Here is an 11,782-nt window from a genome sequence, read left to right as displayed (position 1 = left end):
GAGACCGGCCTGGTCCGGGTCTGCTCCGTCGCCGACGTCGCCCCCGAGACGGCCCTCGCCGTCGAGGTCGACGGGACCGACGTCGCGATCGTGCGGACGGGCGACCGGTTCTACGCCATCGCCGACGAGTGCTCGCACGCGGCGGTGCCGCTGTCCGAGGGCGACGTCGAGGGGTGCACGCTCGAGTGCTACCTGCACGGCTCGCGCTTCGACCTCCGTACGGGTGAGCCCCTCGGGCTGCCCGCGACCGAGCCCGTGCCGGTCTACCGCTGCCGCGTCTCGGGCGACGACGTCCTGGTCGACCTCGGCGCCGCACCCGACCCCGACGACACGGCCTCGACCGGCGCCGCACCGACCACCACATCCGCTGCGGGGACGACCCCGCGCACCCTCAGCCAGGAGTAACGCATGTCCACTCTCGAGATCCGCGACCTGCACGTCTCGGTCAACACCGAGTCCGGCGCCAAGGAGATCCTCAAGGGGGTCGACCTCACCATCGCCAGCGGCGAGGTGCACGCGATCATGGGCCCGAACGGGTCCGGCAAGTCCACGCTGGCCTACTCCATCGCGGGCCACCCCAAGTACCAGATCACCTCGGGCAGCGTCACGCTCGACGGTGAGAACCTGCTCGCGATGAGCGTGGACGAGCGCGCCCGCGCCGGCCTGTTCCTGGCGATGCAGTACCCGGTGGAGGTGCCCGGCGTCAGCGTCGCGAACTTCCTTCGCACCGCCAAGACGGCCATGGACGGCGAGGCGCCCAAGCTCCGCACCTGGGTCAAGGACGTCAACGAGGCGATGGACCGCGTCCAGATGGACCGCGAGTTCGCGAACCGCAGCGTCAACGAGGGCTTCTCCGGTGGCGAGAAGAAGCGCCACGAGATCGTCCAGCTCGAGCTCCTGAACCCCCAGTTCGCGATCCTCGACGAGACCGACTCCGGCCTCGACATCGACGCGCTGCGCATCGTCTCGGAGGGCGTCAACCGCTTCTCCGCGCAGGGCGACCGCGGCGTGCTGCTGATCACGCACTACACGCGGATCCTCCGCTACATCAAGCCGGACTTCGTGCACGTGTTCGTCGCCGGCAAGGTGGCCGAGCAGGGCGGCCAGGAGCTGGCCGAGCAGCTCGAGGCCGAGGGCTACGACAAGTACGTGCGCGCGGCCGCGGCGGCGGTCTGACCATGACCACGCAGCTGGACGGGCGCTCGTCGAGCGCCGCCGAGTACCCGGAGGTCATCGAGCCCCGGGAGCTCGACGGCGCCGAGTCGCTCGCGGGGACGGACGAGCCGATCCCCTTCGACGTCGAGGCGATCCGGGCCGACTTCCCGATCCTCGAGCGCACGACGGCCGACGGGCAGCCGCTGGTCTACCTCGACAGCGCGAACACCTCGCAGAAGCCGCGGTGCGTCGTCGAGGCGATCGAGGACCACTACCTCAGCCACAACGCCAACGTCGCGCGCGCCATGCACCTGCTCGGTGCCGAGGCGACCGAGGCGTTCGAGTCCTCGCGCGCCGTGCTGGCCGAGTTCGTCGGGGCCACGTCCAGCGACGAGATCATCTTCACCAAGAACGCGTCCGAGGCGCTCAACCTCTGCGCCCACACGCTCGGTGCCGCGCTCCGGCCGGGCGACGAGATCGTCGTCTCCGTCATGGAGCACCACTCGAACATCGTCCCGTGGCAGCTCCTCGCCGAGCGGACCGGCGCCACGCTGCGCTGGTTCGACGTCACCGAGGAGGGCCGCCTCGACGTCGAGGGCGGGCTCGCGTCCGGGCTGATCAACGAGCGCACCAGGATCGTCTCGCTCGTGCACGTTTCGAACGTCCTGGGCACCGTGAACCCGGTCGCGCAGGTCGCCGCGGCGGCGCACGCGTACGGGGCGACCGTCGTGGTCGACGCCTCGCAGTCCGTCCCGCAGATGCCCGTCGACGTGCAGGCGCTCGGTGCCGACCTGGTCGCCTTCACCGGGCACAAGATGGTCGGCCCGACCGGCATCGGCGTGCTCTGGGGCCGCTACGACCTGCTCGCGTCGCTGCCGCCCTTCCTGGGTGGAGGGGAGATGATCGAGACGGTCCGGATGACCGGGTCGACCTTCGCCCCGCCGCCGCACCGCTTCGAGGCGGGGACGCCGCCGATCGCGCAGGCCGTCGGCCTGGCCGCGGCGGCGCGCTACCTCACCGCCCTCGGGATGGACCAGGTCGCGGCGCACGAGCGCCTGATCACCGCGTACATGCTGGAGGGCCTGAGCACGGTCCGGGGTCTGCGGATCCTCGGCCCGACGACCACGGCCGACCGCGGCGGGGCCATCTCGCTCACGATGCAGACGCACGCGGGGGAGCAGATCCACCCGCACGACGTCAGCCAGCTCATGGACGCCCGGGGGATCGCCGTCCGCGGCGGGCACCACTGCGCGCGGCCGCTGCACGAGCGCTTCGGGGTGCAGTCCTCGACGCGCGCGTCGAGCTACCTCTACACCAAGACCTCGGAGATCGACGTCCTGGTGGACGCCCTGAACCACACGGTCGGCTTCTTCAGCCGTCCCGCCGGCACCCGCCCCGCGCGTCGTGGCCGGACCACCACCGAAGGAGGTGCGCGGTGAACGTCGAGGACCTCTACCAGGAGATCATCCTGGACCACTACCGGGCCAAGCACCACAGCGGCCTGCGCGACCCGTACGAGGCCGAGGTGCACCACGTGAACCCCACCTGCGGCGACGAGGTGACCCTCCGGCTGCACCTGGAGGGCGACACGGTCGCCGACGTCTCGTACGAGGGCCTCGGCTGCTCGATCTCGCAGGCGTCGACCTCGGTCATGAGCGACCTGGTCATCGGGCGCAGCGTGACCGACGGTCTCGACCTGCACGCCGAGTTCCTGACCCTGATGCAGGGGCGCGGCACCGTCGAGCCCGACGAGGACCGGCTCGAGGACGGCATCGCCTTCGCGGGCGTGGCCAAGTTCCCGGCGCGCGTGAAGTGCGCCCTGCTGGGCTGGTCGGCGTTCAAGGACGCGGCCGCACGGGCCCTTTCCGAGCACGAGCAGCACACCACCGAAGGAGCGGCATGACGAGCGAGCTGACCACGGAGACCCCGCAGCAGGGCATGCGCCCGTCCGAGCTGGTGCAGGACGACCTGCCCGACGTGAACGGTGCCGGTGACTACTCCCCGGCCGCCCGCGCGACGATCGCGGACATCGAGGAGGCGCTGAAGGACGTCGTCGACCCCGAGCTCGGGATCAACGTCGTCGACCTCGGCCTCATCTACGGCCTCAACCTCGAGGACGACGGTTCGCTGACCATCGACATGACGCTCACGTCCGCGGCCTGCCCGCTGACCGACGTCATCGAGGACCAGACCGACACGGCCCTCGAGGGCCTGGTCGAGCGCTTCGTCATCAACTGGGTCTGGATGCCGCCGTGGGGCATGGAGAAGATCACCGACGACGGCCGCGAGCAGCTCCGGGCCCTCGGCTTCAACGTCTGAGCCCAGTCCGACGAGAACGCCCGCTGAGCTCGTCGAAGGGCCCGGAACGGGTCGGTCCAGCGTCGGCACCAGTGCCGTGCAGGAGCGCCGACCTCTTCGAGGCCCTTCGACGACCTCAGGGGGCGTTTCGTCTGTGCACACCGACTACGATCCGCCCGTGCCCGATCCCGCCGTGACGCTGCGGCCGCAGCGCCCGTCCGACCTGCCCCTGCTGGTGGGCGGCGACTCGCCGTTCGACGACTTCGGCCCGATCGCGGTGGGCACGCACCCGGCCCCGTCCCGCCTCGACGACGCCGGTGCGCTGACGGTCGTCGACGAGGCGGGCCAGGTCGTCGGCGACATCAGCTGGCACTGGCGGGGTTGGGGCCCGAACGCGGGCTCCCGCTGCCCGATGATCGGCATCTGGCTCCGTCCCGAGCACCGTGGCCGCGGGCTCGGCCGGCTCGCCCAGCGTCGGCTGGTCGAGATGTTCTTCACCCACACCCGCGCCAACCGGGTCGAGGCGCACACCGACGTCGAGAACGTCGCCGAGCAGCGCGCGCTCGAGGCCGCCGGCTTCACCCGCGAGGGCACCACGCGCGGCGCCCAGTGGCGGGACGGCGCCTACCACGACGGCCACCTGTACGCGGTCCTGCGGGCCGACCTCCAGCCTGCCGGCTGACCGCCGCTTCGACGGACCTGCGACATTCAGCGGCGCACTCGGAGGTAGGGAACCGTCTCGCCGGGCCTAAGGCGCTTAACTGTGAACCGTCCGACGAACGATATAGGTGGCGGTGGCAGCTCCGGGGTCCTAAGCGATGACCAGGTCGAAGTGGACGTGTTAGTTGGGCGCCCGAGAGGCGACCCTGCCGCCTACTCCTTCGCCTCCCGCATCCAGGACCTCGCAGTCGCGAAGATACTGAACTCCGCATCGTCGAATTATAGGACCAGCCGGGCTCCTGTCCGAGGCCAAAGTTTGAGTGGTGCCCCGCCGAGGTGCGTTCTTCATGGGCGGACTGACGGCAATTAAAATCGTGCTATTGGTGCGTGTTAGGAAGCCGCCGCCATCAGGCCTCCGTGTGCATAAGGTTTAGCCTGCGAGCGACAGCTATCGAGCTGCTGCATCGAGGGATTATTGTCACAGCGAATGCGCATCAAAGGCTCGTAATCAGGAACAGTCGGAGGCCACTTCCGCAGAGGGGTGCTTGTCCTCTACGCTACTAGCGTGAGAGGTGTTTTGAGGTGGATCGCAGGCGCGATTGTTGCGTCAATCGGAATTGGTTGCGGTGTTGCAACCCTCGTGTACGTTCCTCCTTTGATTAATGATCCCACTTCGGCTAACGGCGCCACATATCTAGGTGCACTCCTCGCTGGCCTAACCGCTTCGGCGGCACTTCTCGGTATCGCTTGGCGACTGGTCCGTAAGCGACCGGCAAGCGCTTTAGCCTCGGTGGCCGAAACTCAGCGATCCGAGATTGCCAGAAGGATGGCGATACTTAATCAGGAGCAACGGACCTCGATGCCACTTACATTCCGCAGCATGCGAGGAGGAGGGGATGCGTCGTTAGAGCAACTGATTCGTCGTCTGCTGGCCTCCAGTGGACAAGTCGTACTAGTAGGACGAGCTGGATCGGGTAAGTCTTATGCCGCAACCGATGCGGCGCTCCGCTTAGCACTGGCCGACATCGGAAGGATGCCTGTGATTGTGCCCGCTAGCCAGTGGGATGGGCGGCCCGAGGTTGGAGCATGGTTTCGCGAGTATGTGGAGAAACAGTTTAACGTATCGCCTGGCACGAGTGCTGACCTCATTGGTTCTCAAAAAGTCGTGCCGATAATTGACGGTCTAGACGAGCTTGAAGTGGAAACAGATAGCGACCGAGAGGCCGCGGCGGATTTTATTGATGCCTTGCTTCGATGGCGAGAATTGGCTCGACCTGTTCCAGTTCTACTTACAACTCGGACAGACACCTGGGACGCGCTACCGGAAGATCTGCGCGAACACGAAGGTGTTATCCCTTATCAGATACAGCCAGTGAGTATTGACGCGGTCACCGCATACATCTCACGGACCTTGAATGGTCGAGATGAATCTGAGGAGGCATCGAAACTGGTCGAGCTCCTCCTGGCGAGAGGTCTCCGAGGCGTCATTGCAGCTCCATGGAGTGCGGCGATGATCGCACGCGTCGCCGGCACGCTTAGGGCAGCGGAAGGTGAGCTCAACGCGGAACTTCGGGAGGCAGTTGTACAGACGGTCAGTACCGGACGGCTGGTGAGCGAGTTCGTGCAAGCGTCACTGCCTTCGAGCGGCGCTATCTGGGTCCGATTACGGTGTTCAATCGATGTCTGGCGCCTCAGTCTGATCGCTCAGTATCTGGTAACCAATTCTATCGGCGAGGCTTCGCTCGAGGGACAGCCGCTATCGTCGCGAAATATCGTGCTGCATAGGTTCTGGCCGATCGGAGGGCGCATTAAGCCGCGACTTTTTGACTTCATGTTGTGCGCCTTGTTCTCGGTTCCAGGGTTCGTATGGGCGTTTCCGTTCTTCTGGAGTCGTGGCCCGGTAGCTAGAGTTAGCATCGTCGTTGGAGCCGCACTCTGGGCTGGTCTTCTGGTTCGAACCAGTACGAAGGCGTGGGTTCGGCCGGCAACTCCAGACTGGGGGCGCCTTGCCCAACCAAGGGTAATGCTCCCTCAGCTCGGCGCTGCGTTACTAATTGGAATCGTGGCAACCTGGGTTCTGTCGCCACCAATTGGCGTATCAGCCTTCCTGACCGCCTGGCTAGCGATTGGACTAACGGTTGGGTTTGGTCAAACGCTGACTACCGACAATCAAGCCCGAGTCATGGGGCCAGAGGCGGTACTGCAACATGAACATACAATCTCACGGCTATCCGCGATTGTGGTGCTCCCGTTACTTGCTGCCGGCTTTATCTCGACGTGGGGTCTTCGAGTTGGTCTCGTCAGCGCATTGCTGTACTGCCTACTGGTTGGAGAGCTGGTGGCGTCTGCCCTGTGGCGAAGATACGTTGCCCTGATAATATCTTCTCCGCTTAGCGTGCCATTACGCCCGGCTGCGATGCTTAGGCGGAATAGTCGCCTTGGTCTTACTCGGCCATCCGGTCTCGCATACCAATTCCGCCATGACGACGTTCGCGATCACTTCGCCGCATACACGGGTGGTGCATTCTCGCGAGTCGCTCGCCGAGGCGAAACAGAGGGGTGGCACCAGGGAGACAGCGAGAGCCCCCGATAGGAGAGCGCAGCGGTGTTCGCCCCGCAGCGGAGCGAGGCTTCTAAGAGCAAGGAAAGTCTCACGAAGCGCCGGGGGCGGACGATGTCTCCGACCTTGTGGATGTTCTTCGCCGTCTCGGGTAGGGTCCTTGCTCTAGGTAGGCGATGTGATCTGGCCTTGCCGCCTCGCTGGGGCAGGTATGACCCGGTCGCGTTAGGGAGGTCGAGGAACTGCGCCTCGACTACTCGTCCGGGCTCACCCGCAAGGGGGGCCAAATCCTGGTTATTTCGCTCCCGTTCGTGAACCAAGAATGGGCCAGGAGTTGCGCTAATACGGCGTCGCCTGCTCATCTGGGCCAGAAGCCTCATCAGGATCGAACGTAAGAACATTTCGCCGACATGCCCTCTACGGCTGCGTCAGCGCGGCGACCAGCAGCGCGACGAGCGCCACCAGCGGGAACGTGCCCTGCACGGTGGCGGCGCGGGCCTTGCTGCGGTCGCTGAGGATCAGGACCAGGGCCGCCGCGAGCATCGAGCCGGTGCCGGCGACCAGGAGCGCGAGCCCGGGGCCACGCTGGCCGCCACCGTCGCCCCCGGTCGCGACGAGCACGACGCCCACCCCGGTCACGATCGCCAGGAACAGGTTGTAGAAGCCCTGGTTGAACGCCAGCGGCCGGGTGTGCTCGGCCTGCGCGTCGCTCGTGATGCCGAAGGTCGCGCGGACGCGCGGCGTGGTCCAGAGCACGGACTCCATCACGAAGATGGAGACGTGCAGGACCGCGGCGAGCGCGGCGGCGACCAGGGCGACGACCATCCGCCGACCCTAGTGGTGCGGTTCCGCTAGGACGTGCCGCCGAGGGCGGCGACCACGCGCGCCAGCCCCTCGACCAGGACGTCGTCGGCCGAGGCCAGCGACACCCGGAGGTGGCCCTCGCCCGCGGGACCGAACGCCCGGCCGGGTGCGAGGGCGACCTGGTGGTCGACGACCAGCCGGCGCGCGAGGTCGGTGCTCGGCTCACCGGTGGCGTACGCGAGCCAGAGGTAGAAGGCGCCGGACGGCCGCGTGGCCAGGGTCAGGACGTCCTGGTCCGCGAGCCGCTCGACGCAGAGGTCGCGCCGCGACCGGTAGCTGGCGCGCATCTCCTCGACGTGGTCCTGCGGACCGGTCAGCGCGGCGACACCGGCCCACTGCGTCGGCGTGCTGACGCAGGACAGCGTCGTCTCCTGCACGCGGCGGACCACCGGGGTCAGTGCGGGCGGGGTGCAGACGTAGCCCAGCCGGAAGCCGGTCATGGCGTGGGTCTTGGACAGCGAGAAGACGCTGACGACCTCGGGCGCGGGCCGGCCGGTCTCGCGCAGGTGCTGCCCCACCAGGGCCGCGCACGGCTGCGGGTCGTCGAGCCACATCTCGTCGTAGCATTCGTCCGCGACCACCCAGAGCCCGTGCCGTGCGGCCCAGCCGAGCACGTCGGCGAGGGTGCCGGCGTCGAAGCCGCCGCCCGTGGGGTTCGAGGGCGTGTTGACCACGAGGACCCGCGTACGCGGCGTGACCAGGCGCTCGAGGGCGTCGAGGTCGGGGCCGGGCCGGTCCCCGGAGAGCAGCGGGTAGCCGACGGGGACGGCGCCGCACACGACGGCCAGGGTGCCGAGGTTGGGCCAGCCCGGGTCGGGCACGAGCACCTCGTCGCCGACGTCGAGCAGCGCGCGGTAGGTGGCCCCGAGCCCCTCGACGCCGCCGGCGCAGACGGTCACCTCGTCGGGGGAGACGGCCAGGCCGTTGACCCGGACGACCTTGGCCGCGGCGGCCTCGCGGAACGCGGGCACGCCGGGCGTCGGGCCGTACCGGGTGTTGCCGTCCCGCGCCGCCTGCGCCAGCGCGTCGACGACGTGCGGCGGCGTGGGGTGCGACGGCTCGCCGAGCTGGAGCTGCAGGGTCCCGGGGGTGCGCCAGGCCAGGTCGGCGACCGCCCGGATGCCGGAGGGGGCGATCGCTGCCGCTGCGGCCGAGCCGACCGAGAAGGCGGGCGCGGTCACGGGAGCGACCTCAACGCACCGCCGTCGCAGGCGATCGTGGTGCCGGTGACGTACGAGGCGGCGTCGGAGGCCAGGAACGCGACCACGGCGGCCAGCTCCTCCGGTCGCCCGTAGCGCCCGGCCGGGATGGACGCCGCGCTGTCGCGGCTCACGTCCTCGACCTCGCGGCCGGTCCGCTTCGCCGCGGCGGCGTCGAGCGAGGCGACGCGCGGGGTGGCGATGCGGCCCGGCAGCACGCCGTTGACCGTCACCCCGTCGGCGGCGACCGTGCGCGCGAGCGTCTTCAGCCAGGCGGCGAGCGCCGCGCGGCCGGCGTTGGAGTAGGCGAGGGTGTCGATCGGCTCCCGGACGCCGGACGACATGATCGCGAGGACCCGGCCCGACCCCCGCTCGCGCATCTGCGGCAGCAGCCGGTTCGCGAGGTCGACGGGGGTGACGGCCAGGAGCTGGAACGCGGCCCGCATCCCGTCGGCCGTGACCTCGTCGGCCCGCGCGACCGGCGGGCCGCCCGCGTTGAGGACGAGGACGTCGACCCGGTCGAAGGTGTCGAGCGCGGCCGCGGCGACCGTCGCGGCCGCCTCCGGGTCCGACGCGTCGGCGACGACGGTGCGGACCGTACGGCCCGGTGCCTCGAGCTCCGCGGCGGTGGCCTCGAGGCGGCCCTGGTCGCGCGACCAGAGCAGCAGGTCGTGCCCGGACTCGGCGAGGGCCCGGGCGGAGGCGGCCCCGAGCCCGGAGGTCGCGCCGCCGACGACGGCGACCCGGCGGTCGGTCGTGGTGCTCACGCGCCCACCTCCGCCCCGAGGAAGGCGTCCACGTCGAAGCGGTCGGGCGACGGGTCGAGCCCCACGCGGCGCAGGACCTCGTCGAGCTCGGCCGCGGTGACCGGGTCGATCCCGGCGGACGGGACCGGCCCGCGCATCGCTCCGGACACCAGCGCACCGCGGCGGCGGAGGACCTCCTTGCGGATGGCCAGGCCGTAGCCCGGCTGGCCCTCGAAGGCGATCAGGGGCAGGAACGCGTCGAACACCTGCGCGGCGCGCACCCGGTCGCCGGCGGCGAGCGCCAGCCGCACCGCGCGCAGGACCTCGGGGTAGGCGAAGCCGGTCATCGTCCCGGCCGCCCCCCGGGACAGCTCGGCGAACGCGGAGACGCCACCGAGGCCGCCGTAGACGGTGAGGTCGGGCACCTTCGCGAGGAGGCGGGTGATCTTGGGCGGGGTCGGGGCGTCCTCGAGCTTGACCGCCACGGCGCCGCTGCGCCCGAGCGCCTCCACGAGCGTCGAGACGGCGAGCTGCACGCCGGTCGCGACGGGCTCGTCCTGCAGCAGCACCGGCAGCGGCGAGCGTTCGCCGACCGCGCCGAAGAAGGAGACGACGGTGTCGGCGTCGCGGACCAGGGGAGGGGCGGCGACCATGGCCGCCACCGCGCCGTGCTCCTGCGCGCGGGCGGCGCGCTCGGCGACGAGCGGGGCCGAAGCCGCGCTGCAGCCGGCCGCGAAGGGCACGTCGCCGGCGCCGCGCGACACGGCACCCAGCACGACGTCCCGCTCGGCGTCGGACAGGGAGGTGACCTCGCCCATCACGCCGAGCACGGTCACGCCGTCGACCCCCCAGCCCACGGCGGTGCGGACGGCGTGCTCGAGGGCGTCGCCGTCCACGGAACCGTCCGCCGCGAAGGGCGTGGGGGCGATCCACCAGGTCCCGCCGGCCAGCGCCTGCCGGCCCGGCACGGGTGCTCCGTCCGTCGTCGTCGTCATCTCTCGTCCCTCATCCTCAGTAGCCCTTCGTCGCGTCGTAGGTGTTGCGCAGCGGTCGCCCGCCGAGGTAGCGGCGCAGGTTGTCGACGAACAGGTCGACCAGCGCGGCGTTCTCGCTGACCAGCGTGGAGGCCGAGTGCGGCGAGACGATCACGTTCGGCAGGTCCCACAGCGGGGACGACGTCGGCAGCGGCTCGACCTCGAAGACGTCGAGGGCGGCGCCGCCGAGGTGGCCCGAGGTGAGCGCGTCCACGAGCGCGGCCTCGTCGACCACCTGGCCGCGGGCGACGTTGACGACGATCGCGCCGGCGGGCAGCGCGGCGATGCGCGCCCGGCTCAGCAGGCCGGTCGTCTCGTCGGTGAGCGGCGTGGCCAGCACGACGACCTCGGCGGACGGGAGCACGTCGTCCAGCGCGTCGGTGCTGACGACCCGCACCCCGGCGGGGACGTCGTACGCCCGCCCCGGCCGTCCGACGCCGACGACGTCCAGTCCGACGGCGTCGAGCAGCCGGCAGGTCTCGCGGCCGATGGACCCGAGGCCGACGACCACGGCGCGGCGACCGCGGACGGAGGAGGTCGCGTAGCGCTCCCAGCGGTGCGCGGCCTGCTGGGCGCGCAGGTGCGGCACGCCCTTGGCCAGGTCGAGGACGCCGGTGAGTGCGAACTCGGCCAGCGGCACGGCGTGCACCCCCGCGGCCGTGGTGAAGGTGATCGGCGTCTGGTCGAGGCCGGTGCGCGTCATGAAGCCGCCGATGCCGGCGCTGGTGGCCTGCACCCAGCGCAGCCGCGGGGCGTTCTTCGCCGTTGACGCCGGTTCGCGCCAGTCGAAGTCGAAGGTGACCTCGGCGGAGGCCAGCAGGTCGGACCAGTGCTGCGCCTGGGCCTCGTCCAGCTCGGGCTTCGTGCCGCCGTGCTCGCAGGGGTAGCGGGGGACCGGCAGCAGGTCGGGCTCGAAGAGCACCTCGACCTCGGGCACCGCCGAGGCCAGGCGCTCGACGAGCTCCGGCTCGAGCGGCGAGGCGATGAGCACGGTGGTTCCGGGCACGGTCTGGAGGCTCCTCTGGGGCGCCGGTGGCGTCCGTGGTCGGGGGCCCGGACCAGCGCCGGACGTGAGGGTCCGGGCTGGTCCGGGGTGGGGGGACCGACGGCGCTCCCGGGGGGTCTGCGGAACGGATCGTCGATTGTCGACCGAACGTAGACCCTCGGACGGGCCTCCGTCCAGAGCGGCGCACCGCCCCCGGAACAGCCGTTCCCGACCGTCTCCTGACCGTTACACGGCCGTTCCTCAGGAGGTCTTGACAGTCA

12 protein-coding genes are annotated in these 11,782 nt (G+C 69.9%); 7 read left to right on the top strand and 5 right to left on the bottom strand.

Annotated elements, in window-relative coordinates; genetic code table 11:
- The first annotated feature begins 9 nt into the window (after positions 1-9).
- The 7 genes from ABD665_RS07560 (at position 10) to ABD665_RS21655 (ending at position 6,706) form a co-directional block, all read left to right on the top strand.
- Positions 10-405, top strand: a complete 396-nt coding sequence (locus ABD665_RS07560) for a non-heme iron oxygenase ferredoxin subunit (protein ID WP_204914022.1) — start codon at positions 10-12, stop codon at positions 403-405.
- A 3-nt stretch (positions 406-408) separates the two neighbouring features.
- Positions 409-1,176 (top strand): Fe-S cluster assembly ATPase SufC, encoded by a 768-nt coding sequence (gene sufC, locus ABD665_RS07555; RefSeq protein WP_204911519.1) that lies wholly within the window; start codon positions 409-411, stop codon positions 1,174-1,176.
- Between the two features lie 110 nt (positions 1,177-1,286).
- Positions 1,287-2,594 carry a SufS family cysteine desulfurase gene (locus ABD665_RS07550; RefSeq protein WP_204914024.1) on the top strand — a complete coding sequence of 436 codons (1,308 nt, stop codon included), beginning with the start codon at positions 1,287-1,289 and terminating at the stop codon, positions 2,592-2,594.
- The gene (gene sufU / locus ABD665_RS07545) at positions 2,591-3,058 is read left to right on the top strand and encodes a Fe-S cluster assembly sulfur transfer protein SufU (RefSeq protein ID WP_204911520.1); all 468 of its coding nucleotides are present in this window, start codon (positions 2,591-2,593) and stop codon (positions 3,056-3,058) included. Before ABD665_RS07550 ends, sufU begins: the two co-directional genes overlap by 4 nt.
- Positions 3,055-3,474 carry a metal-sulfur cluster assembly factor gene (locus ABD665_RS07540; RefSeq protein ID WP_344741650.1) on the top strand — a complete coding sequence of 140 codons (420 nt, stop codon included), beginning with the start codon at positions 3,055-3,057 and terminating at the stop codon, positions 3,472-3,474. The genes sufU and ABD665_RS07540 overlap by 4 nt, the downstream gene beginning before the upstream one ends.
- A gap of 157 nt (positions 3,475-3,631) precedes the next feature.
- Positions 3,632-4,135, top strand: coding sequence for a GNAT family N-acetyltransferase (locus ABD665_RS07535; protein ID WP_204911521.1), 504 nt, complete (start codon positions 3,632-3,634; stop codon positions 4,133-4,135).
- A gap of 804 nt (positions 4,136-4,939) precedes the next feature.
- Positions 4,940-6,706 (top strand): NACHT domain-containing protein, encoded by a 1,767-nt coding sequence (locus tag ABD665_RS21655; protein ID WP_425562117.1) that lies wholly within the window; start codon positions 4,940-4,942, stop codon positions 6,704-6,706.
- Positions 6,707-7,090: 384 nt separating this feature from the next.
- Here ABD665_RS21655 and ABD665_RS07530 read toward each other — a convergent pair whose 3' ends face one another.
- Genes ABD665_RS07530 through ABD665_RS07510 form a run of 5 tightly spaced genes read right to left on the bottom strand, consistent with a single transcriptional unit; the run spans position 7,091 to position 11,522 of the window.
- Positions 7,091-7,498, bottom strand: coding sequence for a DUF1304 family protein (locus tag ABD665_RS07530; protein ID WP_204911523.1), 408 nt, complete (start codon positions 7,496-7,498; stop codon positions 7,091-7,093).
- 26 nt (positions 7,499-7,524) lie between these two features.
- The gene (locus ABD665_RS07525) at positions 7,525-8,718 is read right to left on the bottom strand and encodes an aminotransferase class I/II-fold pyridoxal phosphate-dependent enzyme (protein ID WP_204911524.1); all 1,194 of its coding nucleotides are present in this window, start codon (positions 8,716-8,718) and stop codon (positions 7,525-7,527) included.
- Positions 8,715-9,503, bottom strand: a complete 789-nt coding sequence (locus ABD665_RS07520; protein WP_204911525.1) for an SDR family oxidoreductase — start codon at positions 9,501-9,503, stop codon at positions 8,715-8,717. The genes ABD665_RS07525 and ABD665_RS07520 overlap by 4 nt, the downstream gene beginning before the upstream one ends.
- On the bottom strand, positions 9,500-10,477 hold the full coding sequence (locus ABD665_RS07515; RefSeq protein WP_204911526.1) for a dihydrodipicolinate synthase family protein: 978 nt from the start codon (positions 10,475-10,477) through the stop codon (positions 9,500-9,502). Before ABD665_RS07515 ends, ABD665_RS07520 begins: the two co-directional genes overlap by 4 nt.
- 16 nt (positions 10,478-10,493) lie before the next feature.
- The gene (locus ABD665_RS07510; RefSeq protein WP_204911527.1) at positions 10,494-11,522 is read right to left on the bottom strand and encodes an NAD(P)-dependent oxidoreductase; all 1,029 of its coding nucleotides are present in this window, start codon (positions 11,520-11,522) and stop codon (positions 10,494-10,496) included.
- Between the last annotated feature and the right edge of the window lie 260 nt (positions 11,523-11,782).

It is taken from the genome of Microlunatus spumicola (assembly GCF_039536445.1).
Classification (GTDB): domain Bacteria; phylum Actinomycetota; class Actinomycetes; order Propionibacteriales; family Propionibacteriaceae; genus Microlunatus; species Microlunatus spumicola.
The sequence above is the reverse complement of the archived record's forward strand: the minus strand, read 5'-3'. Positions and strand labels throughout refer to the sequence as shown.

Coding starts and splice junctions, on each gene's coding strand:
- ABD665_RS07530 (WP_204911523.1), bottom strand. CDS start 7,498: ATGGTCGTCGCCCTGGTCGCCGCCGCGCTCGCCGCGGTCCTGCACGTC.
- ABD665_RS07540 (WP_344741650.1), top strand. CDS start 3,055: ATGACGAGCGAGCTGACCACGGAGACCCCGCAGCAGGGCATGCGCCCG.
- ABD665_RS07515 (WP_204911526.1), bottom strand. CDS start 10,477: ATGACGACGACGACGGACGGAGCACCCGTGCCGGGCCGGCAGGCGCTG.
- sufC (WP_204911519.1), top strand. CDS start 409: ATGTCCACTCTCGAGATCCGCGACCTGCACGTCTCGGTCAACACCGAG.
- ABD665_RS21655 (WP_425562117.1), top strand. CDS start 4,940: ATGGCGATACTTAATCAGGAGCAACGGACCTCGATGCCACTTACATTC.